29 protein-coding genes and 1 pseudogene are annotated in these 26,225 nt (G+C 62.1%); 16 read left to right on the top strand and 14 right to left on the bottom strand.

Annotated elements, in window-relative coordinates; all coding sequences use genetic code 11:
* Positions 1-107: 107 nt before the first annotated feature.
* The 7 genes and pseudogenes from gliR to FJD34_RS26040 all read left to right on the top strand — a co-directional run bounded on the left by gliR (position 108) and on the right by FJD34_RS26040 (position 7,489).
* On the top strand, positions 108-1,127 hold the full coding sequence (gene gliR / locus FJD34_RS26070) for an AraC family transcriptional regulator GliR (RefSeq protein ID WP_090292171.1): 1,020 nt from the start codon (positions 108-110) through the stop codon (positions 1,125-1,127).
* Positions 1,128-1,219: 92 nt separating this feature from the next.
* Positions 1,220-1,815 (top strand): annotated as a pseudogene (locus FJD34_RS26065) (NAD(P)H-dependent oxidoreductase).
* Positions 1,802-2,200: a MerR family transcriptional regulator gene (locus tag FJD34_RS26060; protein ID WP_032861655.1), complete on the top strand. Its 399-nt coding sequence runs from the start codon at positions 1,802-1,804 to the stop codon at positions 2,198-2,200. Before FJD34_RS26065 ends, FJD34_RS26060 begins: the two are co-directional and overlap by 14 nt.
* 113 nt (positions 2,201-2,313) lie before the next feature.
* Positions 2,314-2,556, top strand: coding sequence for an exodeoxyribonuclease VII small subunit (locus tag FJD34_RS26055; RefSeq protein ID WP_032861653.1), 243 nt, complete (start codon positions 2,314-2,316; stop codon positions 2,554-2,556).
* Positions 2,553-3,440, top strand: coding sequence for a (2E,6E)-farnesyl diphosphate synthase (ispA, locus tag FJD34_RS26050; RefSeq protein WP_032861652.1), 888 nt, complete (start codon positions 2,553-2,555; stop codon positions 3,438-3,440). The genes FJD34_RS26055 and ispA overlap by 4 nt, the downstream gene beginning before the upstream one ends.
* A gap of 110 nt (positions 3,441-3,550) precedes the next feature.
* Positions 3,551-5,449, top strand: a complete 1,899-nt coding sequence (gene dxs, locus FJD34_RS26045) for a 1-deoxy-D-xylulose-5-phosphate synthase (RefSeq protein ID WP_090292172.1) — start codon at positions 3,551-3,553, stop codon at positions 5,447-5,449.
* A gap of 138 nt (positions 5,450-5,587) precedes the next feature.
* Positions 5,588-7,489 (top strand): TonB-dependent receptor domain-containing protein, encoded by a 1,902-nt coding sequence (locus FJD34_RS26040; protein ID WP_032861649.1) that lies wholly within the window; start codon positions 5,588-5,590, stop codon positions 7,487-7,489.
* A gap of 46 nt (positions 7,490-7,535) precedes the next feature.
* Here the strand turns inward: FJD34_RS26040 and FJD34_RS26035 are convergent, their stop codons facing one another.
* The 11 genes from FJD34_RS26035 to nrdR form a co-directional block, all read right to left on the bottom strand.
* Positions 7,536-8,333, bottom strand: coding sequence for a cobalamin-binding protein (locus FJD34_RS26035; RefSeq protein ID WP_090292174.1), 798 nt, complete (start codon positions 8,331-8,333; stop codon positions 7,536-7,538).
* Positions 8,333-8,752 carry a hypothetical protein gene (locus FJD34_RS26030; RefSeq protein ID WP_032861647.1) on the bottom strand — a complete coding sequence of 140 codons (420 nt, stop codon included), beginning with the start codon at positions 8,750-8,752 and terminating at the stop codon, positions 8,333-8,335. The genes FJD34_RS26035 and FJD34_RS26030 overlap by 1 nt, the downstream gene beginning before the upstream one ends.
* The gene (gene ribA / locus FJD34_RS26025; RefSeq protein WP_032861645.1) at positions 8,749-9,366 is read right to left on the bottom strand and encodes a GTP cyclohydrolase II; all 618 of its coding nucleotides are present in this window, start codon (positions 9,364-9,366) and stop codon (positions 8,749-8,751) included. Before ribA ends, FJD34_RS26030 begins: the two co-directional genes overlap by 4 nt.
* 255 nt (positions 9,367-9,621) lie before the next feature.
* The gene (locus tag FJD34_RS26020) at positions 9,622-10,350 is read right to left on the bottom strand and encodes a substrate-binding periplasmic protein (protein WP_065942776.1); all 729 of its coding nucleotides are present in this window, start codon (positions 10,348-10,350) and stop codon (positions 9,622-9,624) included.
* Between the two features lie 66 nt (positions 10,351-10,416).
* The gene (gene thiL / locus FJD34_RS26015; protein ID WP_090292176.1) at positions 10,417-11,382 is read right to left on the bottom strand and encodes a thiamine-phosphate kinase; all 966 of its coding nucleotides are present in this window, start codon (positions 11,380-11,382) and stop codon (positions 10,417-10,419) included.
* An 18-nt stretch (positions 11,383-11,400) separates the two neighbouring features.
* Positions 11,401-11,901 (bottom strand): transcription antitermination factor NusB, encoded by a 501-nt coding sequence (gene nusB, locus FJD34_RS26010; protein ID WP_029299437.1) that lies wholly within the window; start codon positions 11,899-11,901, stop codon positions 11,401-11,403.
* Complete coding sequence (gene ribH, locus FJD34_RS26005) at positions 11,898-12,374, bottom strand: 6,7-dimethyl-8-ribityllumazine synthase (protein ID WP_003176356.1); 477 nt, start codon at positions 12,372-12,374, stop codon at positions 11,898-11,900. The genes nusB and ribH overlap by 4 nt, the downstream gene beginning before the upstream one ends.
* Before the next feature lie 90 nt (positions 12,375-12,464).
* Positions 12,465-13,556, bottom strand: a complete 1,092-nt coding sequence (gene ribBA, locus FJD34_RS26000; RefSeq protein WP_032861641.1) for a bifunctional 3,4-dihydroxy-2-butanone-4-phosphate synthase/GTP cyclohydrolase II — start codon at positions 13,554-13,556, stop codon at positions 12,465-12,467.
* Positions 13,557-13,571: 15 nt separating this feature from the next.
* The gene (locus FJD34_RS25995) at positions 13,572-14,234 is read right to left on the bottom strand and encodes a riboflavin synthase (protein ID WP_029299435.1); all 663 of its coding nucleotides are present in this window, start codon (positions 14,232-14,234) and stop codon (positions 13,572-13,574) included.
* A gap of 48 nt (positions 14,235-14,282) precedes the next feature.
* The gene (gene ribD / locus FJD34_RS25990; RefSeq protein ID WP_032861638.1) at positions 14,283-15,419 is read right to left on the bottom strand and encodes a bifunctional diaminohydroxyphosphoribosylaminopyrimidine deaminase/5-amino-6-(5-phosphoribosylamino)uracil reductase RibD; all 1,137 of its coding nucleotides are present in this window, start codon (positions 15,417-15,419) and stop codon (positions 14,283-14,285) included.
* Positions 15,416-15,880, bottom strand: coding sequence for a transcriptional regulator NrdR (nrdR, locus tag FJD34_RS25985; protein ID WP_029299433.1), 465 nt, complete (start codon positions 15,878-15,880; stop codon positions 15,416-15,418). The genes ribD and nrdR overlap by 4 nt, the downstream gene beginning before the upstream one ends.
* Positions 15,881-16,019: 139 nt before the next feature.
* Between nrdR and FJD34_RS25980 the strand changes: the two genes are divergently transcribed.
* From FJD34_RS25980 to trxA, 4 genes are all read left to right on the top strand, one after another.
* Complete coding sequence (locus tag FJD34_RS25980) at positions 16,020-16,475, top strand: YbaY family lipoprotein (RefSeq protein ID WP_032861635.1); 456 nt, start codon at positions 16,020-16,022, stop codon at positions 16,473-16,475.
* Positions 16,472-17,125, top strand: a complete 654-nt coding sequence (locus FJD34_RS25975) for a class I SAM-dependent methyltransferase (protein ID WP_090292178.1) — start codon at positions 16,472-16,474, stop codon at positions 17,123-17,125. Before FJD34_RS25980 ends, FJD34_RS25975 begins: the two co-directional genes overlap by 4 nt.
* Positions 17,126-17,388: 263 nt before the next feature.
* Complete coding sequence (locus FJD34_RS25970; RefSeq protein ID WP_090292180.1) at positions 17,389-18,390, top strand: Abi family protein; 1,002 nt, start codon at positions 17,389-17,391, stop codon at positions 18,388-18,390.
* Positions 18,391-18,462: 72 nt separating this feature from the next.
* Positions 18,463-19,335: a thioredoxin gene (gene trxA / locus FJD34_RS25965; protein WP_090292182.1), complete on the top strand. Its 873-nt coding sequence runs from the start codon at positions 18,463-18,465 to the stop codon at positions 19,333-19,335.
* On the opposite strand, the gene FJD34_RS25960 is transcribed toward trxA, so the two are convergent.
* The gene (locus FJD34_RS25960) at positions 19,332-19,685 is read right to left on the bottom strand and encodes a hypothetical protein (protein ID WP_065942772.1); all 354 of its coding nucleotides are present in this window, start codon (positions 19,683-19,685) and stop codon (positions 19,332-19,334) included. The genes trxA and FJD34_RS25960 overlap by 4 nt on opposite strands.
* Before the next feature lie 125 nt (positions 19,686-19,810).
* On the opposite strand from FJD34_RS25960, the gene FJD34_RS25955 reads away from it, so the two are divergent.
* The 5 genes from FJD34_RS25955 (at position 19,811) to FJD34_RS25935 (ending at position 23,858) form a co-directional block, all read left to right on the top strand.
* The gene (locus FJD34_RS25955; RefSeq protein ID WP_032861628.1) at positions 19,811-20,407 is read left to right on the top strand and encodes a DUF2796 domain-containing protein; all 597 of its coding nucleotides are present in this window, start codon (positions 19,811-19,813) and stop codon (positions 20,405-20,407) included.
* Between the two features lie 135 nt (positions 20,408-20,542).
* A complete protein-coding gene (locus FJD34_RS25950; RefSeq protein WP_065942770.1) occupies positions 20,543-21,253 on the top strand; it encodes an ABC transporter ATP-binding protein in 711 nt (236 codons plus the stop codon).
* Position 21,254: 1 nt separating this feature from the next.
* Complete coding sequence (locus FJD34_RS25945) at positions 21,255-22,520, top strand: ABC transporter permease (RefSeq protein ID WP_032861624.1); 1,266 nt, start codon at positions 21,255-21,257, stop codon at positions 22,518-22,520.
* Between the two features lie 11 nt (positions 22,521-22,531).
* Entirely contained in the window at positions 22,532-23,050 is a 519-nt protein-coding gene (locus tag FJD34_RS25940; protein WP_032861623.1) for a DUF3299 domain-containing protein, read from the top strand.
* A 109-nt stretch (positions 23,051-23,159) separates the two neighbouring features.
* Positions 23,160-23,858: an OmpW/AlkL family protein gene (locus FJD34_RS25935; protein WP_029299417.1), complete on the top strand. Its 699-nt coding sequence runs from the start codon at positions 23,160-23,162 to the stop codon at positions 23,856-23,858.
* 142 nt (positions 23,859-24,000) lie between these two features.
* On the opposite strand, the gene FJD34_RS25930 is transcribed toward FJD34_RS25935, so the two are convergent.
* Together FJD34_RS25930 and FJD34_RS25925 are read right to left on the bottom strand one after the other, a co-directional pair.
* A complete protein-coding gene (locus FJD34_RS25930) occupies positions 24,001-24,885 on the bottom strand; it encodes a sugar nucleotide-binding protein (protein WP_032861622.1) in 885 nt (294 codons plus the stop codon).
* Between the two features lie 277 nt (positions 24,886-25,162).
* Positions 25,163-26,146, bottom strand: a complete 984-nt coding sequence (locus FJD34_RS25925; RefSeq protein WP_032861621.1) for a GlxA family transcriptional regulator — start codon at positions 26,144-26,146, stop codon at positions 25,163-25,165.
* Positions 26,147-26,225 lie beyond the last annotated feature (79 nt).

The following is a 26,225-nucleotide window of genomic DNA, read 5'->3' as shown; positions in this document are numbered from 1 at the left end:
ATGTCGCCACGGGAGCATTTACTTTAGCCACGGTTTCAAATTACCTTGCCAGCCATCGAAGCGCGCAAGGTAATGCCGCCGGCAACACCCCCGCCAGGAACCCAATCATGCAGACACTCGGCTCGACCTCAGTCCCTCCTCTGCTGAAATACCTGCGCCATGCCGAACACCTTGGCGTGGCGACCGCCCCCGCCCTGGCGGCGGCCGGGATCACGGCCGGCCAACTGGACGACAACAGCCTGCGCCTGCCCGTGGAAGCCCACGAACGCCTGCTGGAGTATTTCTGCGAACATTCCGGGGACCTGTTGTTCGGGCTCAATTCGGCACGGTTCGTGTTGCCTAACTCGTGGAGCGTGCTGGGTTACATCACCATGAACTGCGCCACCCTGGGCGAGGCGATGAACCGCATCATGCCGTTCGAAAAGCTGGTGGGTGACATGGGCACCAGCCGCGCGGAGATGGTCGGTGAGCAGGTGCGGCTGATTTGGAACTGCCGCCACCAGCAGCCACGGATCCGTCGGCATATGGTCGAGAACGTGCTGGCGTCCTGGCTGGTGTATGCACGCTGGATCGCCGACACCGAGCTGTCGCCCAGCCAGGTGCTGCTCGAACACCCGTTGCCGGAAGGCGCGCAACTGAGCCAATACGAGGACTTCTTCGGTTGCCCGGTGTTATTCGAGCAATCCTGCTCGGCCTTGGTGGCGCCGTTGAGTTACCTGCAAACGCCCCTGCGCCAGGCCGATGCGCAATTGCTGCGCACCCTGGAGGAACATGCCCTGGCCCTGATGGCCTCGCTGGACGATTCGACCCTGGCGCTACGGGTGAAGAACGCCCTGCGCCAGTTGCTCAAGGAAGGCCTGCCGCGCAAGGAACAGGTGGCCGAGCAGTTCGCCATGTCGGTGCGCACCTTGCAGCGCCAGTTGCAACAGGCCGGTACGTCCTACCAGCAGATCCTCGACGACCTGCGCCAGGAACTGGCCGAGCACTACCTGCTGCACAGCGACCTGCCGATCCAGGACATCGCCCAATACCTGGGTTTCACCGAACCACGCTCGTTCCACCGCACCTTCAAGAGCCGCACCGGCGTGCCGCCGGGTGAGTATCGGCAGACTCACCGTGGGAGCTGAGGCCACCACCGCCGACTAGAAAGCCATTGCCCTTGACTCTCCCCTATACGGCAGACCCTACGCTGGGCATCATTTCCCTCAGGGCTTTCCCCGTGGTTCAGCGCATCCTGGTCATCCTCGGCCACTCCTCCAGCACCAGCTTCTGCTCGGCACTCGCCGAGACCTACCTCCAATCGGCCAAGGCCGCCGGCCATGAAGTCCGCATCCTGCACCTTGGCGAGCTGGTTTTCGACCCGATCCTGCACCACGCCTATCACCAAGCCCAACCCCTGGAGCCCGACTTGCTCGGCGCCCAATCCGACATACTCTGGGCGACACATCTGACGTTCGTCTTCCCTATCTGGTGGGGCGGCGTTCCGGCCTTGTTGAAGGGGTTTATCGAGCGGATTTTCCTCGCCGGCTTCGCCTTCAAATACCGCAAGGGCAAGGCGTTCCCCGACAAGCTCTTGAAAGGCCGAACCGCCCACCTGCTGGTGACCATGGACACACCCGCGTGGTATTACCGCTGGTTCTACCACATGCCCGGCATCCACCAGATGCGTAAGACCACCCTTGAGTTTTGTGGCATCAAGCCGATCAAGACAGTGATGTTCGGCCCGCTACTGGGCTCTACGGCGGCGCAGCGCGACAAGTGGCTGAAGAAGGCCGGCACACTCTTTTAGGAAAGGATCTGCATGTACATCGGTAAAGCCGCGCAGTTGTCAGGCACGACAATCAAGGCGATTCGTCACTACGAGGACATCGGCCTGCTGCCGCCCCCGCAACGCGAGGGGCGGTATCGGGTGTACTCGGCGCAGAGCGTTGAGCTGCTGACGTTTATCAAGTGTGCGCAGCTGTTGGGCTTCAAGCTCAAGGAGTTGCAGGGGATTTTGCACGGACACCGTGGCGACGAGCTGCCATGGCAGCGCGCCAACCAGGCGATTGCGCAAAAAAAGGTCGAATTGATGACGCAGATTACAGCCCTGCAACAGGTGCATGCCGGGCTGGTGGCGTTTGAGGGCAGCCTGGAGCAGGCCCAGGGCCAGTGCCCATTTGCGCGGTTGGTGGAAACGGGCACCGTCCTCAACACCTAATTCAGCAGGTCGCCTCATTGGTTTTGCAGGGCGTGCTCAAGCGCCCCTTATTTGCCCCTCCCCCCCCTATCTGCTAGTGTCGCGCCCGTTTACCGTCAACCGGAATAGCCGCCATGGCCCGCAAAAAAGTTGCACTCGATTTCGAACAATCCCTCGCCGATCTGCAAACCCTGGTCGAGCGGCTGGAGAACGGCGAGTTGTCGCTGGAAGACTCGTTGACGGCATTCGAGCAAGGCATTGGCCTGACTCGCGATTGCCAGAGCGCGCTGGCGCAGGCGGAGCAGAAGGTCCAAGTGTTGCTGGAGCGGGATGGGGAGTTGGCCGAAGAACCTTTCGACGCGGAACAACCGCAATGATCGACGTTTATCAGGCCAGCAGCCAGGCCCGGGTCAATGCTGCGCTGGAGCCGCTGTTTGTGGCGCCAAGCCCCGAACTCAAGCGTCTGTATGAAGCCATGCGCTACAGCGTGATGAACGGTGGCAAGCGTGTGCGGCCGTTGCTCGCCTACGCGGCCTGTGAGGCGCTGGGTGTGGACGCCGCGCAAGCCAATGGCGCGGCGTGTGCAGTGGAGTTGATTCACGCCTACTCGCTGGTACACGACGATTTGCCAGCGATGGACGATGACGATCTGCGTCGCGGCCAGCCCACCACCCACAAGGCCTTTGACGAAGCCTGTGCGATCCTCGCCGGTGACGGCCTGCAAAGCCTGGCGTTCAGCGCCTTGCTCGACCCACGCTTGAGCGACGTCAATGCCCAGATCCGTTTGCGCATGGTCACCGCGTTGGCCACGGCAGCGGGCCCGGCGGGTATGGTCGGGGGCCAGGCGATTGACTTGGGTTCGGTCGGCCTCAAGCTGGACCAGCAAGCCCTGGAATATATGCACCGGCACAAGACCGGCGCACTGATCGAGGCAGCCGTACACCTCGGCGCCCTGGCCAGTGGCCGCGCCGAAGCGGCGCAGTTGGCCGCCTTGCAGGTGTATGCCCGGGCCATCGGCCTGGCGTTCCAGGTGCAGGACGATATTCTCGACGTAGAAAGCGACACCGCGACCCTCGGCAAGCGCCAGGGCGCCGATATTGCCCGGGACAAACCGACCTATCCGTCGTTGCTCGGGCTGGAAGCCGCCAAGGCCTATGCCCTGGAACTGCGTGACCAGGCCCTGGACGCCCTGCGACCATTCGACGCGGCAGCCGCGCCGCTACGCGACCTGGCGCGGTATATCGTCGAACGTCGCCACTGATTACAGCGGTCATTACGGCCGCCTATCAGCCAAGTTCGGTGCTCTGCGTGGGCAGTTTGCAATGCTTGAGGTAAACTGCCGCCTCTTCTATACCTATAACGATTCGCCTGATGCCCACGACGTTTCAAGAGATTCCCCGCAAGCGCCCGACCACGCCTCTGCTGGACCGTGCCAACACGCCGGCCGGCTTGCGCCGCCTGGGTGAAGCCGAGCTGGAAACCCTGGCCGATGAGTTGCGCCTGGAATTGCTCTACACGGTCGGCCAGACCGGTGGGCATTTTGGTGCAGGCCTGGGCGTCATCGAGCTGACCATCGCGTTGCATTACGTATTCGACACCCCGGACGACCGGCTGGTGTGGGACGTGGGGCACCAGGCGTATCCGCATAAAATCCTCACCGGACGCCGCGAGCGCATGGCCACTTTGCGCCAGAAGGATGGCATTGCCGCCTTCCCGCGCCGCGCCGAGAGCGAGTACGACACCTTTGGCGTCGGCCATTCCAGCACCTCGATCAGCGCAGCCCTGGGCATGGCGATTGCCGCCCGCCTGCAAAACAGCGATCGCAAGGCAATTGCCGTGATCGGTGATGGCGCGCTGACAGCCGGCATGGCGTTCGAAGCGTTGAACCATGCGCCGGAAGTGGATGCCAATATGCTGGTGATCCTCAACGACAACGACATGTCGATCTCGCGCAATGTCGGCGGCCTGTCCAATTACCTGGCAAAGATTCTGTCCAGCCGTACCTACGCCAGCATGCGCGAAGGCAGCAAGAAAGTGCTGTCGCGCCTGCCAGGCGCGTGGGAAATTGCCCGCCGTACCGAAGAGTACGCCAAGGGCATGCTGGTCCCCGGCACCCTGTTCGAAGAATTGGGCTGGAACTATATCGGCCCGATCGACGGCCACGACCTGCCGACCCTGATCGCCACCCTGCGCAACATGCGTGACCTCAAGGGCCCGCAGTTCCTGCATATCGTCACCAAGAAAGGCAAAGGCTTCGCCCCGGCGGAAGTCGACCCGATTGGTTACCACGCCATCACCAAGCTCGAACCGCTGGACGCGCCCGTGGCGGCACCCAAAAAGGCCAGCGGGCCGAAGTACTCCGGTGTGTTTGGCGAATGGCTGTGCGACATGGCCGCCGCCGACCCGCGCCTGGTAGGCATTACCCCGGCGATGAAGGAAGGCTCCGACCTGGTGGCGTTCAGCGAGCGTTTCCCGCTGCGTTACTTCGATGTAGCGATTGCCGAGCAACATGCGGTGACCTTTGCCGCCGGCATGGCCTGCGAAGGCGCCAAGCCGGTGGTGGCGATCTACTCCACGTTCCTGCAACGCGGTTATGACCAGCTTATTCACGATGTGGCGGTGCAGAACCTCGACGTGCTGTTCGCCATCGACCGCGCCGGTCTGGTCGGCGAAGACGGCCCGACCCACGCTGGCAGCTACGACCTGTCGTACTTGCGCTGCATCCCCGGCATGCTGGTGATGACCCCGAGCGACGAGAACGAGCTGCGCAAGATGCTCAGCACCGGGCACCTGTACAACGGCCCGGCAGCGGTACGCTACCCCCGTGGCAATGGCCCGAATGCGGTGATCGAGAAAGACCTGGAACCGATCGAGATCGGCAAGGGCATCGTCCGTCGCCAGGGCAGCAAGACCGCATTCCTGGTGTTCGGCGTGCAACTGGCCGAAGCCCTGAAAGTGGCGCAGAACATCAACGCCACTGTGATCGACATGCGTTTCGTCAAACCTCTGGACGAAGCCCTGGTGCGCGAAATCGCCAGCAGCCATGAGTTGCTGGTAACCGTTGAAGAAAACGCCATCATGGGCGGCGCCGGTGCGGCGGTCAGCGAGTTCCTGGCGCGGGAGAATATCCTCAAGTCGGTGCTGCACCTGGGTTTGCCGGACATTTATGTCGAACACGCCAAGCCGGCGCAGATGCTGGCCGAGTGTGGGCTGGATGAAGCGGGGATTGAGGCTGCGGTGCGTGCGCGCATGACACTGCTGGGCCTGTAACACTGAGCAAAATGTGGGAGCGGGCTTGCTCGCGAATGCGGTGTATCAGTCAGCACATTTGATACTGACATACCGCATTCGCGAGCAAGCCCGCTCCCACATGGGTACTGTGTCAACTTCCAACGCTATGGACAGCCCATGAGCAGCCTTCGCCTTGCCCTATCCCTGCTGCTGCTCCCCGCCACCGACCTGCTGGCCGACAGCTTTGAACGCGATGACGCCCTGAAGCTCCCCGATGTGGTGATCAGCGCCAACCGCCAGGTCCAGGCGCGCAATGACAGCAGCGCCGCCAACACGGTCTTCACCCGCGACGATATCGACCGCCTGCAACCCTCCAGCCTCACCGACCTGCTCAGCCGCGTGCCCGGCGTGCAAGTGGCGCGGACCGGTGGCCGAGGCAGTTTGCCGGGGATTTTCATGCGCGGCACCAAGTCGGCGCAAAGCCTGGTGCTGGTGGATGGCCAGCGCATTGCCAATACCACGTCCGGCGACAGCGGCCTGCAATACCTGAATGTCGATCAGATTGAACGGGTGGAAGTGCTGCGCGGATCGCGCTCGGTGATTTACGGCAGTGACGCCATCGGTGGGGTGATTCAGGTATTTACCCGTCGCAATGCCGGACAAGGCCTGCAACCGCGCCTGAAACTGGGCTTTGGCAGCAACCACACCTGGGAGCGCAGCCTGGGCCTGTCGGGCGGCGATGAGCGCACGCGCTTCAACCTGGGCGCGAGCCTGGATGAAACCGCCGGTATCGACTGGAGTCACGCCTCCTTCCCCAGCGATCGCGATCATGATGCCTATCGCAACAAGTCGCTGAGCCTGAACCTCAGTCATAGGTTCAGTGATGAACTGGAGATGGGGTTCAACTTGCTGGATAGCCGTGGCAAGTCTGAATATGACAACAGCGCTGGACGCTACGACGATGTCATTAAACAAAGTTTCGGGCAGAAGCCCTATACCGACTACACCGTCAGCAGCGCCAGTGCCTATATCGACGCCCAACTCAACGAGGTATGGCAGAGTCGTGTAGAGCTGGGCCACAGCGAAAACCGCGACACCAAACGTGACAAGCTCAGCGCTGACTTCAGCGTGTTCAACACCTACCGCGACTCGATCAACTGGCAGAACGACCTGACACTCGACCAGCAAAACAGCCTGATCCTCGGCGGCGATTGGTATGAAGACCGTTTTCACGGCAGCACTACGTACAACGAAAACAGCCGCTGGAACCGCGCCGCATTTATCCAGCATCGATTCAAGGGCGAGTGGTTTTCCACCGAACTGGGGCTGCGCCGCGACCAGAACCAGCAGTTCGGCGGGCAGAACAGTTGGAGCGGCACGCTGACCTTGCCGGTCAACCCCAACAACGACGTGCTGTTCAGCTACAGCGAAGGGTTTCGTGCGCCGACGTTCAATGATCTGTACTACCCCGACACTCAGTACAGCAACCCTGACCTACAGCCCGAAACCTCGAAAAGCTACGAACTGCAATGGCGCAGCCAGCTCAGTGATAGCACGCAGCTGGAAGCCTCGCTGTACCGCACTGATCTGAGAGACGCGATCATCCTCGACGCCAGCGGCAAGCCACAAAACGTCGCCACCGCCCGCATCAACGGCTTCGAAGCCGCACTCAAACAGGAGCTGTTCGGCTGGCAGGGCAACCTCGGCCTGTCGATCATCGACCCACGCGACCGCAACAGCGGCCACACCCTCGCCCGCCGTGCCCGGCGCACCTTGAACCTGGACCTGGATCGGCAGTTCGATCAGTTGAGCCTGGGCGCCAGTTGGCAGGCAATCAGCAGCAGCTACGACGCCGAGGACAACAAAAACCGGCTCCCGGGCTATTACCTGGTGGGATTGCGCAGTGGCTGGGCGCTGAATCGGGAAGTGGCGTTGTCGCTGAAGGTGGATAACCTACTGGACCGCCGCTATACACGGGCGTGGTACAGCTATGACGATCCGGGCTTCCAGAATAACCAACCGTATCGGGAAGAGGGCCGGACGTGGATGGTTGGCGTGACATGGACGCCGCAGCTCTAAAGTTGTCTGGGGCGACGCCATCGCAGGCAAGCCAGCGATAGCGGTCTTAGCGGTTCGGCTCAATCACCTGACACAACCTCGCCACCGCCTCCACCATTTGCCCACTGGGCCGCTCCAGCCCTTTATCCGGCACGATCAGCAAACGCCCTTGCGCCACCGCCGCCACTTGCGGCCAAGCCTTCCAGTCCTGCAACTGCGCTTGATCCGCCGCCAGGATCACCTCGGGATCACGCTGCAACACCGACTCGATGCTGACCTGTGGCGCTGGCAACTTGAGGTCATCAAACACATTGCGTGCGCCGCACACACTTAACGCATCGCTGATGATCTGCCCACCGCCCACGGTGTACAGCGGCTGATTCCACACCTGATAGAACACCCGCAACGGCTCGCTGCGGTGATAGCGCTGGCGCAACGCAGCCAAGCGTTGGCGCAGTTGCGCGGCCAATTGGCGACCGGCATCGGCACGGCCCAACTGCCCGGCGATGGCTTCCACCTGACTGCTCAGTTGTTCAAGGCTATGGGGCTCGGCAACGTAGATCGGGATGTTCAGGCGTTTGAGTTGCTCGCGCTGGGCGGGGCCGACGCTGCCGGGCCAGAGCAGCAGCAAGTCCGGCTGCAGGCTGAGCAGTCGCTCCAGATCCAACTGCCCATAGCGCCCCACCGAAGGCACGTTGCGCAGTGCTTCAGGTCGTTCGCCGCCGTCGAGTACGCCCACCAACAGATCGGCAGCACCCAGTTCAACGGAGATTTCAGACAAGGAAGGCGCGAGGCTGACCACCCGCTCGACCGCCGTTGCCGACGCGCTGGCGGCCAGCAGCAGAACCACCAGCCAGCAACGCATCAACCGAGCTGACGCGGAATGCGGTAGAGGTAGAACAGCACCAGGGTCGACAAGGCCAGGAGAAACAGCGGCACCGCTTCCAGACCGACGAACACCGCCAGCGCACCGACCCAGGCCGGAAACGCCGCGACCAGCAATGCCGTGCGTCGACGGGCTGCAAGGGTGATCCAGGCGGTCGGTTCTTCAGGTGTATCGAGGGCCTTGGAGGTGGCGATCAACGCGTGTTTGTAGGCATGGAAGTAACGCAGGCTGGCAAACATCGAGGCGACACCGGCGATAAAGAACGGCATCGCCAGCACCGGCAACAGCGGCTCACCCTGGCCAAATACCAGGTTGATCACGAACAACGGCAGCAACGCCAGCGCCAGGTACTGCCACCAACTGAAGGACAGCCGCCGCTTGACCTGGCCGCGCGTCACGCCCGGTCGACCTCGCCCTGATGCTCGTTGCCCATCATGTGGTCGAGCTTGCTGGCCTTGGTCGCCAGGTAGAGTTTGTTGTGCGGGTTATGCCCGGTGTGCAGCGGCACGCGCTCGGCGACGGTGATGCCCATGTCGGTCATGGCCTTGACCTTGCGCGGATTGTTGGTCATCAGGCGCAGGGACTGCACACCAAGATGCTCAAGCATCGGCAGGCAGATGGCGTAGTCGCGCTGATCGGCGGCAAAGCCCAGGCGCTCGTTGGCTTCCACGGTATCGGCGCCGCCGTCTTGCAGTTCGTAGGCGCGAATCTTGTTCAGCAGGCCAATGCCACGGCCTTCCTGACGCAGATACAGCAACACGCCACGGCCTTCACGGGCGATGGCTTGCAAGGCGGCTTCCAGTTGCGAACCGCAGTCGCAGCGCTGGCTGAACAATGCGTCGCCGGTCAGGCACTCGGAGTGCAGGCGGCCCAGGACCGGAGCACCATCGGCCACATCACCCAGGCTGAGCACGACATGTTCGCGCCCGGAGGCTTTTTCAAGAAAGCCATGCATGGTGAACGTGGCAAAAGGGGTAGGCAGCTTGGAAGCAGCAACGAAAACGACGGGCACCGTGTGCTCCTGATTTCAGATTTCACAGAGGCGGGCATTGTAACAGCACGTTCCTACAGACGCTTAAGCTGAATTATCGCTGATAAAGATCAATAGGTTCGATTGGCCTTTGCCTTGGTTCTATGAATGCTCATCTTTTGATGTAGGAACGAGCTTGCTCGCGAAGGACGTCAACGATAACGCGTGCATGCAGGATAATCGCGGTGTTCTCTGGTTCTTCGCGAGCAAGCTCGCTCCTACATAAAGGCATGCTGGTCAGAACGGATAGGGCTGGTGCCAACGTTCGAAGATCGGCTTCAACTCGCCGCTTTTCACCAGGACCTCCATGCGCTGGTCAAACAGCGCCAGCAGCGCCCTGCCCCGCTCGTTGTCAGCAAACCCCAGGAACAATGGCAGCTCGGCCACATGGGTGAGCTTGAACACCGACGGATCAGACGCTTGGCCAACCACGTGTTTTACCTCGGTCAAGGCGTCGATATAGAAGTCTGCCCGCCCTTGCTGGAGCATCGGCAAAATCCCGCTGCGGCGCTCGATCTGGTTGAAACGGTGAATATTGGGCAGGTATTCCTCGTACTTGTAGCCGCGTACCCAGGCCAAACGGTAATTGCCCAGGGTCGCCAGGGTCGGCGCCTGGCTGCTCGCAAGTCCCAGGGCGTAGATGTGATCAGAGTCATAGTGCCTGCGCGCGTATAACACGCCTTCGGTTTCATCCCGATAGGAACCGACCCAGGCGTCCGCTTCGCCACGCCGGACCAGGCCGACCGAACGGGTGTAGGGCACGCTGCGGATCTTGACCTTGATCCCGGCCGGCTCGAAAATTTCGCGCATCAGGTCCCAACCCAAGCCACTGCCATCGGCGTTGGTGTAGTCGTTCCAGGTTTCACTGACCAGGCGAATCGGCCCAGGCACGACCTGCATCTCATCAGCCCGCACTGAAGACGCAACGATACACAGCAGGATCAGCAGCCAGCGACGTACATCCATGATGACGACCTCCTGTGAAAGCCCATCTTTTTCACAACCTAGCAAAGGGTAGCGTAGGTCACCACGTCACGGTGCCTGACGAAAATGCTGATAGCCACCAACGGCCGGGGTGATGTCCTGCCCGGCGGCATCGAGCAATGCCACGCCCGACCCCGCCTCCACGCGCCCAACCACATGGACCGGCCAACCGTCGGCCAGCAACGGCTCCAGCTCGCCGGGTGGCAAGGTGAAGGCCAGCACGTAATCGTCACCACCACTCAAGGCGGCTGCATGGGCCCCGTCATCGCCCAGGAAGGCCAGCAGCGCTACAGACAGCGGCAGCCGTTGCCACTCAATCACCAGCCGCGCGGCAGAAGCCTTGGCGATATGCCCGCAATCAGCCAGCAGGCCGTCGGAGATATCCAATGCTGACGTAGCCTTGCCACGCAACGCCAGGCCCAAGGCCAACTGCGGTTGCGGCGACCAGTAATGTGCCAGCAGCGGCTGGGCGATAACCGCGTCAGCGCTGCGCTGCCCCAATACCAACGGCAAGGCGCCGGCGGCATTGCCCAGGTCGCCACCCACACACAGCAAGTCGCCCGGCTGCGCACCGCTGCGAGTCAGCGCCTGGCCCGCCGGGACACGACCAAACACGGTGACGGTCAGGCTCAGCGGCCCGCGGGTGGTATCACCGCCCACCAGGCCCACGCCACAGCGCTGGGCCATGGCGTTCAAACCCTGGGCATAACGTTGCAACCAATCGGCCGAAACCGTCGGTGTGGTAAGCGCAAGGGTAAACGCGAGGGGGTTGGCGCCCATGGCTGCCAAGTCACTGACTGCCACCGCCAGCGAGCGCTGGCCGAGCAGGAACGGATCGCAGGGGTCGGCAAAATGCACGCCGGCCACCAATGTATCAGTAGAGATCGCCAGTTGCTCCCCTGGGGGAACCGCCAGCAGGGCGCAGTCGTCGCCGATCCCCAGGGCAATGCCTTCGCCGCCTTGCGCACAGGGCGCGGCGGCGAAGTAGGTGCGGATCAGCTCGAACTCGCCCATCAGGGAGTCAAGCGCAGGTTAGCGCTTGTACGCCTTCACTTCGGCTTCACGCAGGCGCGGGGCCAGCTTGTCGAGCACGCCGTTGACGAACTTGTGACCGTCGGTCGAACCGTAGACTTTCGCCAGTTCGATACCTTCGTTGATCACAACGCGATACGGCACGTCGACGCGCTTGAGCAGCTCCCAGGTGGACAGGCGCATCACGCACAGTTCAACCGGGTCCAGCTCTTCGAGGGTCAGGTCCAGGCAAGGTGCCAGGGCCGTGTCGATCTCGCTCAGGTTGGCATGCACGCCGTGCAGGATATCGTGGAAGTACGGCAGGTCGGCGAAGGTAAAGTCGTTGTCGACACGGAACTGCGCTTCGATTTCGTTCAGCGAAGTACCCGCCATCTGACGCTGATACAACGCCTGGGTCGCCAACTGACGGGCAGCGCGGCGCTTTTCGTTCTTCGATGGCTTGCCGGCGTCCGCAGGACGTGGCTCGCGTGGGTTGAAACGATCGCTCTCGTCGGAAATCACTTGGCCTCCAACTGCGACAGCAGGCTGACCATTTCCAGGGCGGACAGGGCAGCTTCAGCGCCTTTGTTGCCGGCCTTGGTGCCGGAACGCTCGATGGCTTGTTCGATGGAATCAACGGTCAGTACGCCGAAGGCCACTGGCACGCCGAACTCCATGGACACCTGGGCCAGGCCCTTGGTGCACTCGCCAGCCACGTATTCGAAGTGCGGAGTACCGCCACGAATGACTGCGCCCAGGGCGATGATTGCTGCGTATTCGCCTTGCTGGGCAACTTTCTGCGCAACCAGTGGAATTTCGAAGGCGCCAGGGGCACGGATAATCGTGATATCGCTTTCGCTCACACCGTGGCGAACCAGGGCGTCCACGGCACCGCTTACCAGGCTTTCAACCACGAAGCTGTTGAAGCGGCCAACCACCAGGGCGTAGCGGCCTTTGGGGGCGATGAAGGTACCTTCGATGGTCTTCAGGGTCATTCGACAAATCTCTTAAAGAGCCGGGACGCGTATATGACGCGCCCCTTAGTGATATTTGAACCGCGAACAAGACGCGACAATCGTCGGCCTTTATTCGGAGGGCACGTATTCTACTACTTCCAGGTCGAAACCGGATATCGCATTAAATTTCATGGGCGCACTCATCAGGCGCATTTTGCGCACGCCCAGGTCACGCAGGATCTGCGAGCCAGCACCGACGATGCTGTAGGTGGTCGGTTTTTTCACCGGCACCTGGTCAGCACTTTCGCGGATATGCGCCAGCAGCACATCGCCATCCACCGGGTTACCCAGCAACAGTACGACACCGCTACCCGCCTCGGAAACCGCGGCCATGGCGGCTCGCAAGCTCCAGCGGCCCGGCTGCTTGACCATCAGCAGGTCGCGCAACGGGTCCATGTTATGCACACGCACCAGGGTCGGCTCTTCGGCGCAGATGTTGCCCAGGGTCAGCGCCATGTGCACGTCGCCTTCCACCGAATCACGGTAGGTCACCAGGTTGAAATGCCCCAGTTCGCTGTCCAGCGGCTGCTCGGCAATCCGCTGAACGGTACGTTCGTGGATCATCCGGTAGTGAATCAGGTCGGCAATGGTGCCGATCTTGATGTTGTGTTCAGCGGCAAAGGCTTCCAGTTCAGCGCGACGGGCCATGGTGCCATCGTCGTTCATCACTTCGCAGATCACCCCGCTCGGCTCGAACCCGGCCATGCGCGCCAGGTCGCAGGCAGCTTCGGTGTGGCCGGCACGGGCCAGGGTGCCGCCAGGCTGGGCCATCAGCGGGAAGATATGCCCAGGGCTGACGATATCTTCGGCCTTGGCGTCTTTGGCGGCAGCGGCTTGCACGGTGCGGGCGCGGTCGGCGGCGGAGATACCGGTGGTCACACCGGTGGTCGCTTCAATCGAGACGGTGAACTTGGTGCCAAACCCCGAACCATTGCGCGGCGCCATCAGCGGCAGCTTGAGCAGTTCGCAGCGCTCGCGGCTCATGGGCATGCAGATCAGGCCACGGGCGTGCTTGGCCATGAAGTTGATATGTTCCGGCTGGCACAACTCGGCGGCCATGATCAGGTCGCCTTCGTTTTCGCGGTCTTCGTCATCCATCAGGATGACCATCTTGCCTTGGCGGATGTCTTCAACCAGTTCTTCGATGCTATTGAGCGCCACGCGGCACCCCCTTGGTCAGGATTTCAGGTAGCCGTTAGCGGCCAGAAAACTTTCGGTGATGTTACCGGCTGCAGGCTCTGCGGCCTTATCGCCCAGCAACAGGCGCTCCAGGTAACGGGCAAGCAAGTCCACTTCCAGGTTCACCCGGCGACCCGGCTGGTACGAGGCCATGATGGTTTCGCTGAGGGTGTGGGGAATGATGGTCAGTTCGAATTCGGCGCCATTCACGGCGTTCACGGTCAGGCTGGTGCCGTCGACGGTGATCGAGCCTTTGTGGGCGATGTACTTGGCCAGTTCTTTCGGTGCCCGGATGCGAAATTCCACGGCTCGCGCGTTTTCGCTGCGTGCCACTACTTCGCCGACGCCGTCGACATGGCCGCTGACCAGGTGGCCGCCCAGGCGGGTGGTCGGGGTCAGGGCTTTTTCCAGGTTGACCGGGCTGCCGGCCTTAAGGTCATTCATCGCCGTGCAGTCCAGGGTTTCCCGGCTGACGTCGGCGGCAAAGCCATTGCCCGGCAGTTCGATGACGGTCAGGCACACGCCACTGACGGCGATGCTGTCGCCCAGCTTGACGTCGCCGAGGTCGAGCTTGCCGGTTTCAACCAACAGGCGCACGTCGCCGCCTTTGGGGGTCATGGCGCGGATGCTGCCGATGGATTCGATAATGCCGGTGAACATGGCCTTCTCCTGGAAAACGGTGCGGGCGCCTGGGGCACCCGGTCAGAATTATACGCTCGCTGCTGGCACAGGGATGGCAGTGACTCGCCAGTCGTCGCCTACAGCGCGCATTTCAGTGATCTTGAGTTGGGGTGCATCGGCCAGTTTCTCAAGCGGCCAGTCCAGCAAAGGCCGAGCGGCGGAGCCCAGGAACTTGCCGGCGACGAAAATCACGTATTCGTCCACCAGCCCCTGCTGGGCAAACGCGCCCGCCAGGCTTGGCCCGGCCTCCACCAGCACCTCGTTGACGCCACGGGCCGCCAGGGCCACCAGCGCCGAGCGCAGGTCGACCTGGCCGTCGACGCCCGGTACCACCAGGCATTCGGGGCCACGGGGGAACTGGTTTTCCGGGGTCACGCAGGTGATGACCAGCGCCGGGCCGGCCTTGAAGAACGGGGCGTTGAGCGGCACCCGCAGGCGGCCATCGATCAGCACGCGCAGCGGTGGGCGCGACATCGCCAAAGCGGTGGTTTGCGGATCCAGGCCCAGCTCGGCGGCGCGCACGGTCAGGCGCGCACCATCGGCCAGCACGGTATCGGCGCCGGTCAGCACCACACTGGCCTCGGCCCGCAGGCGCTGCACGGCGGCGCGGGCGGCAGGGCCGGTGATCCACTGGCTCTCACCACTGGCCATCGCGGTGCGCCCATCCAGGCTCATCGCCAACTTGACCCGCACAAACGGCAGGCCGTGCTCCATGCGCTTGAGGAACCCGGGGTTCAGCGCACGCGCCTGGCTTTCCAGTACGCCGCTAAGCACCTCGATCCCGGCCTGGGCCAGGCGCTGCATGCCACGCCCGGCCACTTCCGGGTTCGGGTCCTGCATGCCCGCGACCACCCGTGCCACACCGGCTGTCACCAGCGCATCGGCGCAGGGTGGCGTATGACCATAATGGCTGCACGGTTCAAGGGTCACGTACACCGTGGCACCCCGGGCTTTATCGCCAGCGGCGCGCAAGGCATTGGGCTCGGCATGGGGTTCGCCGGTACGTTCGTGCCAGCCTTCGCCGACAATCTGCCCATCACGCACAATCACACAGCCGACCCGTGGGTTGGGGTGGGTGGTGTACAGGCCCTTGCGCGCCAATTCGAGGGCGCGGGCCATGTAATGGGCGTCGAGCACAGCCTGTTCTGCAGAAGGTGGGTTCATTCTTTGACCGGCTCACGGGCCAGGCGGTCGATCTCTTCGCGGAACTCGTTGAGGTCCTGGAAGCGTCGGTACACCGAGGCGAAACGAATGTAGGCAACTTCGTCGAGCTTTTGCAGCTCGCCCATCACCAGTTCTCCCACCACCAGGCTCTTGACCTCGCGCTCGCCGGTCGCCCGCAGCTTGTGCTTGATATGCACCAGCGCCGCTTCCAGGCGCTCGACACTCACCGGGCGTTTTTCCAGGGCACGCTGCATACCGGCGCGCAGTTTGTCTTCGTCGAAAGGCTGGCGGCTGCCGTCGGACTTGATCAGGCGTGGCAGTACCAGTTCGGCGGTTTCGAAGGTGGTGAAACGTTCACCGCAGGCCAGGCATTCACGCCGGCGACGCACTTGATCGCCCTCGGCGACCAGACGCGAGTCAATGACCTTGGTGTCGTTGGCACCGCAGAAGGGACAGTGCATGGTGGCAGGCAACAAAAAAAGGGAGGGCCATGGTAGCGCATCCCCGTGGCAAGACAAGCCATAGCCTTTACGGTATATAGGCTGACTATTATGTTTCTTATGTTTAGTTCACGGATTTTTGCCCTTTTTGGAGCCGTACATGCCGTTACGACCGCTGGTTTTACTCACTCTTTTCAGTTTTCTGGTCGCCTGCAGCAGCGAAGCGCCAAAACCGGCCGCACCGCAACCCACGCCACAACAAGAGAAAAAAATCCCCGGCCAGGAGCCTCTCGGGCCACTGCCCGCCTATCAGCGTGAAGTCAGCGGCACCCTCAATGGCGTGCCGGCCGGCGCCGAAGTCGAGCTCGCGCTGCTGGTGATCGACGAGCGCAGCCGCCCGCAACAATTGCTGGCCAGCAGTGTGCTGATCGGCAACAACAAGCCGTTGGACTTCCGCCTGCGCTTCAACCCACAAGCCTTCCCGACCGGCGCCCGTGTTGAGCTGCGTGGCCGCGCCAGCCAGTCCGGGCAGTTGATCCTGCATCTGCCGGCGGTGCGCATCCAGCAACCGATCACCCAGACCACCGGGCCCTTGCAACTCGTCCGCGCACCATGACGCTACCGCTGGACCTGCAACGGGCCTTGGGCGAACTGATCGGCGACGCACAACTGGTGCCCTGCCCGTTGCCCGGCACCGACCTGGCGTTGTGGCTGCTGGACGCCGACAACATGGACCGCGCCTTCAGCCCCGAGGAAACCCGGCGCATCCTGCATGAGCCGCCCTATTGGAGTTTCTGCTGGGCCAGCGGCCTGGCACTGGCCCGCTACCTGGCGGCCAACCCGCAATGGGTGGCGGGCAAGCGCGTGCTGGATTTCGGCGCCGGCTCCGGCGTTGCGGCGATTGCCGCCGCCAAGGCCGGCGCCCTGGAAGTGGTGGCCTGTGACCTGGACCCGCTGGCACTCGACGCCTGCCGGGCAAATGCTGGACTCAATGGCGTGACGCTGGGGTATTCGGCGGACTTCTTTGCCGAGGCCGATCGTTTCGACCTGATCCTGGTGGCGGATGTGCTGTACGACCGGGCGAACCTGCCGCTGCTGGATCAATTCCTCACGCGCGGGCGAGAAGCGTTGGTCGCCGATTCGCGGGTGCGCGACTTCCAGCATCCGGACTACCAGCGGCTGGGGATCCTGGAAGCGCTGACCCTGCCGGACCTGGCGGAGCCTTGGGAGTTTCGCAAGGTGAGCCTGTACCATTCGCGGCGCTAGGCACCTTAGTTATAAATCTTCAGCAATAGAGTGGCTAAGACAGCGGCCGCAAGGGCATGGAAAATACCGTCCTCCTGCACGCGGCCTGGACGATCGATCGGCATGCATTTCCTCCTGGTTTCGCTGGTCGGCGCCTCTCCAAAGGCGTTGCAAAAACCTGGGCAGTTGCATAGCCTGCGTGGCAATACACCCGCCATGCCTCTGGTTGCGCCAGCGACCAAGCACAAATTGTGCGGGTTTTTTATGCCTGGTGATTTTCCGGCATGAAGGCGTTCGACAAGCCTGCCATTGACGTCCCGGCCCAGCTGGAACTGCTCAAGTCGCGGGGCTTGATAATTGACGATGAAACAGGCGCTCGGTGCTTCCTGCAGTCGGTCAGTTTCTTTCGATTAAGCCCCTATATGCGGCCCTTCCAACAACCGGAAGATATCGACCACCACTTCCATGCTGGCACCCATTTTCACCAACTGGCACGACTCTACGATTTCGACCGACGTCTTCGCTTATTGGTTATGGATGCTATTGAGCGGGTCGAGATCGCCTCACGTGCAGTCATCAGTAATCACATGGGCCCCACCTACGGTAGCCATTGGTACATCGACGGCCAGACTTTTCACCCGACATTTGACCACCAGCGCCTGCTTGCAACGCTACACACCAAACAGTCTGTGGCAGCACGCGACTACGAACGCGAATGCCTGCGCATCGACCGACTGCACACAGACAGCAACCGAAAAGACCATCTCAAACGTCAAAGAGCCAAAGAAAGCTACGCGCGCCACTATCCAATTACCTACGATCACCCATCTCTCATGCCGAGCGGGGCCATGCTGGAAGAATTGACGCTGGGTGACCTCTCTCATCTCTACAAAGGCCTGGCCAGGGACGCGGATAAAAAAGCCATTGCCAGGCGCTTGGGACTGCCCGCACCACTGATGCAGTCCTGGCTTCACACGTTGACCACTGTTCGAAATATGTGCGCCCATCACTCACGGATGTGGAATCGGCAACCGGGCATTCGCCCCGAATTACCCAGAAAAGCCAATTTCCCGTGGCCAAAGCATCTCCTCCAGCCAGGATCCCATACCCGCACTTTTCCGACACTTTGCATACTTAACCACCTGATGTATCAGGTCAGCCCCCGTACTCGCTGGGACCAGCACCTTTATCACCTGATCAGCGACTTTCCCAACCTCAACCTAAAAGCGATGGGGTTCCTTCGTGACTGGTATCAGGACCCTTTTTGGCATGTATCTCGCGCTTGACCCTTGCGCGGCTTCCGATAGAGACCGCCAGTCTTTATAGTTGCCCCATCCCACGCGTCATTGAGAACCACCATGAGTGAGCCCACGCCGTACATTTTCGATGTCACCACCGCCACCTTCGATCAGGCAGTCATCGAGAATTCGTTCCACAAACCCGTGCTGGTGGATTTCTGGGCCGACTGGTGTGCGCCGTGCAAGGCGTTGATGCCGTTGCTGGCGCAGATTGCCGAGAGTTACCAGGGCGAACTGCTGCTGGCCAAGGTCGATTGCGAAGCCGAGCAGGATATCGTTGCGCGCTTTGGCATTCGCAGCCTGCCGACCGTGGTGCTGTTCAAGGATGGCCAGCCGGTGGATGGGTTTGCCGGGGCGAAACCGGAGTCTGAGATCCGGGCGCTGCTGGAACCCCATGTGCAGTTGCCACCACCCGCCGACGAAGACCCGCTGGAGCTGGCCCAGGCGCTGTTTGCCGAGGGGCGTATCAGTGAGGCCGAGGCCGTACTGGTGGCCTTGCTCGGTGAAGACAACACCAACGCCGCAGCGTTGATCCTCTACGCTCGCTGCCTGGCCGAGCGTGGCGAACTGGGTGAAGCGCAGACCGTGCTCGATGCGGTCAAGAGCGACGCGCACAAGGCAGCCCTCGCCGGCGCCAAGGCGCAGATCACTTTCCTGCGCCAGGCGGCTGACCTGCCTGATACCGCTGACCTCAAGGCCCACCTGGCGCAAAACCCGCAGGATGATGACGCCGCGTATCAGTTGGCCGTGCAGCAATTGGCCCGCCAGCAATACGACGCGGCGCTGGAAGGCTTGCTGAAGTTGTTTATCCGCAACCGCAGCTACAGCGAAGGCCTGCCACACAAGACGTTGCTGCAAGTGTTCGAACTGCTCGGCAATGACCACCCGCTGGTCACGGTCTATCGCCGCAAGTTGTTCGCTGCGCTGTACTAATCGCTGCCGATCCAACTGTACTGCGGCGTATCCCCGCCGCTGGACACCTTCACCTTGGCACTGTGACGCAAGCGCACCAACAGGCGCTTGCCCGCCTGGGCGTTGCCGGCCAGCCCTTCCAGGCGATCCGACAACTCCAGGCCGCTCAGTTGCCCGGCCTCGCGCAGCAGGTCCTGGGCGGCCTGCCACAGGTCAGCGTCCTGATTGACCGGTGCCGGGGCGGCAGGCACTTCGTCCGTCGCCGGCGCCACCGCCTGCAGGTGCGCGCCCAGCCGCGCCCAATCGCTCGCGTCCAACTCCAGGGTCAAGTCCACGGGCAACTCGCCGATGGTTCCACGAATTCGCATCATTGCTCGTCCTCCAGCAGTTTTCTGACGAGCATGCTCCCATGCGCCTTGCGCAACGCCAAGCAGACGGTCAAACTCTCAATGATATTGTTATAAGATCACATAACACTCATCCCGGGAGTCTTTCTATGCGCCGCCTGTTGCTCGCTTTGCCGTTTGCCCTGCTGCCACTGGCCATCGCCCAGGCCGCTGACGAACACAATCACGACCACGATCATGAACACGGTAGCCTTGGCGCCCATGAACATGGCGTGGGCCGCCTGAATGCGGTGCTCGATGCCAAGACTCTGGAACTGGAGCTGGAAAGCCCGGCGATGAACCTGGTGGGGTTCGAACACCTGGCCACTACCGCCGCCGACAAAGCCAAGGTCGCTGCCGTGCGCAAACAACTGGAACAACCCTTGGCGCTGTTCAGCCTGCCGAAGGCCGCCGGTTGTGTGGTCAGCACCCAGGAACTTGAGAGCCCACTGTTTGGCGACAAGCCAGAAGACGATCATGACCACGCCACCGATGGCAAAGGCGCTGCCGCCCACGACCATGATCACAGTGAAATCCACGCCCACTATCAGTTCACCTGCGCCACCCCCGCTGCGCTGAAAAACCTCGACCTGGCGAACATCTTCAAGACCTTCCCCGCCACCCTGAAAATTCAGGTACAACTGATCGGCCCGAGTGGCCAGCAGGGTGTTGAAGCCACGGCCAAGACGGCCACCCTGAAATTCTGACTCCACACGGTTGATGTAGGCGCTGGCTTGCCTGCGATGCAGACGACGCGGTGTATCAGTGACACCGCGCCGATGCCATCGCAGGCAAGCCAGCGCCTACAGTTGACCGCGCTCTACAGGTGATGTTGAGTTCCCATGACCCAAGCACTGATCGAACTGTCCGACCTGGGCTTCAACTGGCCCGATCATCCCCAGTTGCTGGATATCCCGGCATTTCGCCTGGAGCCGGGGGAAACCCTGTTTCTCAAGGGCCCCAGCGGTAGCGGCAAGACCACCCTGTTGGGCCTGTTGGGCGGTGTGCAGAAACCCACGCGCGGCAGCATTCGCTTGCTCGGCCAGGAGCTGACCGAGCTATCGGCCGCCGCCCGTGATCGGTTTCGGGTCGACCACACCGGCTATATCTTCCAGCAGTTCAACCTGCTGCCGTTTCTCTCGGTACGCGAGAACGTCGAACTGCCCTGCCATTTCTCCAAGCTGCGGGCGCAACGTGCGATCCAGCGTCATGGCAGCATCGATCAAGCCGCCGCAACCTTGCTCGCGCACCTGGGCCTCAAGGATGCGGGCTTGCTGGAACGCCGCGCCGACTCGCTGTCCATCGGCCAGCAGCAACGTGTCGCCGCCGCCCGCGCACTGATCGGCCAACCGGAACTGGTGATTGCCGACGAGCCGACCTCGGCCCTGGACCACGATGCCCGGGAAGCCTTCCTGCAACTGCTGTTCGCCGAATGCCGGGACGCGGGCGCCAGCCTGTTGTTCGTCAGCCATGACCAGAGCCTGGCACCGCTGTTCGACCGTCACCTGTCGCTGGCCGAACTCAATCGCGCCGCCACGCCGCTCGAGGTTTGAGATGTATTTATTCCGTCTAGCCATGGCCAGCCTGGCTAACCGCCGCTTTACCGCGATCCTCACCGCATTCGCCATCGCCCTGTCGGTGTGCCTGCTGTTGGCGGTGGAGCGCGTGCGCACCGAGGCCCGCGCCAGCTTTGCCAGCACCATCAGCGGCACCGACCTGATCGTTGGTGCCCGTTCCGGTTCGGTCAACCTGCTGCTGTATTCAGTGTTTCGTATCGGCAACGCCACCAACAACATCCGCTGGGACAGCTTCGAGCACTTCGCCGCCAGCCCCCAGGTGAAGTGGGCGATTCCGATTTCCCTCGGCGATTCCCATCGCGGCTACCGGGTGATGGGCACCAACGAGGCCTACTTCGAACACTACCAATACGGCCGCAAGCAAAACCTGCAACTGGCCAGTGGCCGCGCATTTGCCACTGACCCGTTTGAGGTGGTGCTCGGCGCCGAAGTGGCCGACGCCCTGCATTACAAGCTCGGTGACAAACTGGTGCTGGCCCACGGCGTGGCGGTGGTCAGCCTGGTCAAGCACGATGACAAACCCTTCACCGTGGTCGGCATTCTGCAACGCACCGGCACCCCGGTGGACCGCACGCTGCATATCAGCCTGGGCGGCATGGAAGCGATCCATATTGACTGGCACAACGGCGTGCCGGCCCAGGGCAAGGGCCGGATCAGTGCCGACCAGGCGCGCAATATGGACCTTACGCCGCAAGCGATTACCGCGTTTATGCTGGGCCTGAACAACAAGATTTCGACCTTCGCCCTGCAACGGCAAATCAACGAGTTCCGTGGCGAACCGATGCTGGCGATTCTGCCGGGCGTGGCCCTGCAAGAGTTGTGGAGCATGATGGGCACCGCTGAAAAGGCGCTGTTCGTGATCTCGCTGTTTGTGGTGCTGACCGGGTTGATCGGCATGCTCACGGCGATCCTCACCAGCCTCAATGAGCGACGCCGCGAAATGGCGATCCTGCGTTCCGTGGGGGCGCGGCCCTGGCATATTGCGAGCCTGCTGATTTTCGAGGCCTTCGCCCTGGCCCTGGCCGGAGTGGCGGCGGGGGTTGGCCTGTTGTATGTGTGTATTGCGGCGTCCCGTGGCTATTTGCAGGCCAATTACGGCCTGGACCTACCACTGGCGCTACCCAGCCCGTATGAATGGACGCTGCTCGCCGGTATTCTGGTCGCCGCCCTGCTGATGGGCAGCGTGCCGGCCTGGCGCGCCTATCGACAATCGTTGGCCGATGGCCTGTCGATCCGTTTATGAGGAAGGCTTTGATGCGCCGTGCCCTGCTTGTGCTGTTGTGGATGCTGACCCTGCCCGCCTGGGCCGCCGAGCCTCGGGATTTGTCGTGGCAGGAAATGATTCCACCGGACGCTCCGGTGGAGGTGCCGAATATGACGCCGCTGCACGACCTGTCGAACATGGCCGACGCCCTGTCAGCAGAGGCAGCGCCAGCGGCCAAGCAGGATTTGCCCAACGCGCCGGTGGTCGCAACCCTCAACGACCAGCACATCCGCCTGCCGGGCTATATCGTGCCGCTGGAGGTCAGCGAAGAAGGCCGCACCACTGAGTTCCTGCTGGTGCCGTACTTCGGCGCCTGCATCCATGTGCCGCCACCGCCGTCGAACCAGATCGTGCATGTCAGGAGCGAAATCGGCGTGAAGCTGGAGGAGCTGTACCAGCCGTATTGGATCGAAGGGCAGATGCAGGTCAAGCCTTCCACCAGCGAACTGGCGGATGCCGGGTATCAGATGGATGCCGAGAAGATCTACGTCTACGAACTGCCGCAATAGCGCGCTCCCACATTGCTGATCACGGTTTCATTGAGCTGAGTCAAAGGCTCACGCGTAACGATCTTTACCATTGGACACAGCCAACTAAAAACGTCCTTTGGAGCCACCCATGCACAAGTCTCTGCTCAGCGCTTCCCTCTTCGCGCTTGCACTCGCCGCCCCTCTTGCCCACGCCCACGAGGCTGGCGACATTCTCGTACGCGCCGGTGCAATCACTGTTAACCCAAAGGCCGACAGCGGCAGCGTCAAGGTTGACCAGGGCCCACTGGCCGGTACCAACCTGGGTGGCAAGGCGACCATGAGCAGCGACACGCAACTGGGCCTCAACTTCGCCTACATGCTGACCAACCACGTTGGTATCGAACTGCTGGCCGCCACGCCGTTCGAGCATGACGTGAAGATCAAGAACACCGCCCTCGGCGCCGCCAATGGCAAGCTCGGTACCCTCAAGCATCTGCCGCCGACCCTGAGCGTCGTGTACTACCCGCTGGACAGCAAATCGGCGTTCCAACCGTACGTCGGTGCCGGTATCAACTACACCTGGATCTATGACGAACACGTCGGCAGCCGCGCCCAGGGCGAAGGCTTCAGCAACTTCAAGGCCGAGAACTCCTGGGGCTGGGCTGCGCAGATCGGCGCGGACTACATGATCAACGACAAGTGGATGATCAACGGCCAGGTGCGCTACATCGACATCAGCACCAAAGCCACCGTCGACAACAACGCCCTGGCGGCGGGCACGCGTGCCAAGGTCAATGTGGACGTGGATCCGATGGTCTACATGGTCGGTATTGGCTACAAGTTCTAAGCCCGGCTTAATAAACGCCACAAAACAATGTGGGAGCGGGCTTGCTCGCGATGGCAGAGTGTCAGTCACCAGATGTATTGACTGATTCACCGTCATCGCGAGCAAGCCCGCTCCCACATTTTGTTGTTATGCGGCGGTCCCGTCAGTTATGCCGGTAGAAGCGATCGAGCAACGCCGGCAGCCCCGCACGCCACGCCCGTGGCTTGATGCCAAACGTATGCAGGATCTTTTTGCAGGCCAACACCGCATGTTGCGGTTCGTCGGCAGCATCCGGCCGTGCGGCATGGGCTTGGGCTGTTGGCGATTCGACGGCCAGCGCATGGAAATTGCGCGCCTCGGTAAGGATCGCCTGGCCCAGGGCCACAGGGGTAGTCGCCTCTTGCCCGGCGTAGTGGTAGGTGCCCCACAACGGCGCCGCACAATCGAGTTGCTTGAGCACTGAAATGATTACGCGCGCCGCATCGTCAACCGGTGTCGGGTTACCGCGTCGATCGTCGGCCAGCAACAACTCCTCGGGTTTCTCGGCACGCGCCAGGAAACGTCCGAGCGTGCCGTCAGCGCTGTCATCGAGCAACCAGCCAAAGCGCAGCAGCACATGTTGCGGGCAGGTGGCGCGCACACTCTGCTCAATGCGCCATAGCGCCTGGCCACGCAGGCCCAAGGGCACCGGTTCGTCTTTTTCGCTGTAGGCCGTGGCGCGCGAGCCATCGAACACCCGGTAGCTGGACGGTTGCAGCAGTGTGATGTTGTGGTGCTGGCACAATTCCGCCAAGCGCTCGACGGCCGATTCCTGCCCGGCCAGTCGCGCCTCGTTTACGCTCTCGGCCTGGAACCAGTCGAAATAGTAGGCGAGGTTGATCAAGGCGTCGGGACGGGTGTCGTCGAGCAATTGGGTAAGGCTGGCGGCATCCCAGCCGTCTTGGGGCGGGCGCGGGGCGAGGAAGCCGATGTCTTCTTCCGCACCGAGGCGAATCAGCGCCTGCCCGAGGGCATTCCCGCCGCCCAGTAACATAAGGCGCATTCGCATAGATTGAGCAGGCCCGGTCTGTTTGGAACGATGGCTATTATCGACAGGCGGTCAGGCCGTGCCGTTGGTATTTGCCAGAATCGTTGCATTTTGCGGGTTTGTAGCGCAACCGTCACTTACTAAGTGCCTTTGCATTGCGTGCTCCAATCATCGGGCCTGAATAATGCTCAACCGTTCGCCCACGATCCAGTCCAGCAGGATCAAGGTATAGGCCCGCTGGGATATCATCATCGCGGGCAAGCCCGCTCCTACATTGGTTGTGTGGCGTGTCCGGGACTCAGGCCGGGGCCTTCACCCCGAAGCGGTTGCGGTAATCGCTGGGCGCAAGGCCGGTGATTTTCCTGAAAGTCGCACGAAAGGCGCTCGGGTCCTGATAGCCCACGGTCCAGGCAATCTGATCAATGGTGGTGTTGGTGAACTCCAGCATCTGCCGCGCCTTGCCAACCCTCAGGTGCTGGCAATACTCGGTGGGTTTCAGCCCGGTGGCATTGCGAAAACGCCGCAGGAAGGTGCGCTCTTCCAGACAGGCTACCTGCGCCATCGCCGCGAGAGAGACATCCACCGCGCCGCTGGCCTGCAAGGCGTGCTGGACCTTGAGGATTGCCCCGTCGCCATGGCTCAGGATCGGCGCAAAGTTGCTGCCGCACTGACTCGCGCTGTCACTGTGCTCAATCACCAGGAAGCGCGCGGTGCCAGCGGCGATGCTCGGGCCCATGAGGCGGTCGACCAGGCGCAGACCCAGTTCGGACCAGGCCATCAGCCCGGCGCTGGTGATCAGGTCGCCATCATCGACGATAGGCTTGTCAGCCTCCAGGCGCACCGCCGGGAAACGACGGGCAAATGAGTCGGCCGACGACCAGTGGGTCGTCGCGCTGCGCCCATCGAGCAAGCCACTGCGCGCCAACATGATCGAACCGATGCACACGCCGCCCAGCACGGTGCCAGCCGCATGTTGCTGGCGCAGCCATTGCAATAGCTTGGGCGGTGCCTGTTCTTCGCAAAACTCGCCAATCGACGGCGGCACCAGCACCGCCATCAACGGTTGATCGGGGCCTGGCAGGCTGTCGAATGCCCGAATGGGAGTACCATCGCCAGCAACCTGCCAATGGCTGATACGCAACAACGGCAACTGCTCAGCCTGATGTTCGGCGGCAATGCGATTGGCGACCCCAAACAGGTCGGTCAAGCCGTGTACAGCCGCCATCTGCGCGCCGCTGTAAATCAGTACGCCAAGCTCGACGATCGAGCGTTCCAGAGCCATTGTCAGTTTTCCCCCTGTTATTGTCGGTGCGGCCAATCCCCGAGCCACATGCCAGCCACGATACTGGACGCATCAACCC

The organism is Pseudomonas brenneri (assembly GCF_007858285.1).
GTDB classification, from domain to species: domain Bacteria; phylum Pseudomonadota; class Gammaproteobacteria; order Pseudomonadales; family Pseudomonadaceae; genus Aquipseudomonas; species Aquipseudomonas brenneri.
The sequence above is the reverse complement of the archived record's forward strand: the minus strand, read 5'-3'. Positions and strand labels throughout refer to the sequence as shown.